This window comes from Pseudoalteromonas piscicida (assembly GCF_002744175.1).
Lineage (GTDB): Bacteria > Pseudomonadota > Gammaproteobacteria > Enterobacterales > Alteromonadaceae > Pseudoalteromonas > Pseudoalteromonas piscicida_B.
On the sequence record NZ_NKHF01000110.1, the window covers coordinates 1 to 542 of the forward strand.

Consider the following 542-nt stretch of genomic DNA (forward strand, 5'->3'; position numbering starts at 1 on the left):
ATGCCCATAGCTTAATGCGTCACTCATAAAGTCCATTGACCACGATTCATTATGTTGTGTCGGTGCGCTTAATGGTTCAGGTGTTCTTGTTGGAACACGGCGCTTTCCCTTACGTCTCAAGTTTAGTTTTAGCATGTTGTAAACGCGTTCAACACGCTTTTTATTCCACGGCTTACCTTTATTGCGAAGCCTTTTGAATAGCTTAGGCAGCCCCCACCTAGGATGGCGCTCTACCAGCGCAAGTAATGCGTCGATAACGTCATCATCTAACGGCCGTTTATGTTTGTAATAAAAAACTGAGCGGCTTAGCCCTGCCACTTCACAAGCAAATGCGACGCTGACGTTAAATTGAGCTCTTAAATGCTCTACCCAAGCTCTGCGCCTACTTGTTTTTACAGCTTTTTTGCGATGATATCCTCAAGCATCGAGTGCTTTAGGCTAAGCGTTGCAAACATATCTTTTAACTTACGGTTTTCTTCTTCAAGCTCTTTGAGGCGTTTAATATCAGACGCTTCCATACCACCATACTTTGAGCGCCATTT

General features: G+C 44.1%; 2 protein-coding genes. Both read right to left on the minus strand.

Features of this window, described 5'->3' with window-relative positions; genetic code table 11:
• Positions 1-318 (minus strand): IS3 family transposase (locus CEX98_RS21900; RefSeq protein WP_143484368.1); only part of this gene is annotated, 318 nt, incomplete at its 3' end.
• A gap of 74 nt (positions 319-392) precedes the next feature.
• The coding region (locus tag CEX98_RS23640; RefSeq protein WP_143484369.1) for a transposase at positions 393-542 on the minus strand (150 nt) is incomplete at its 5' end.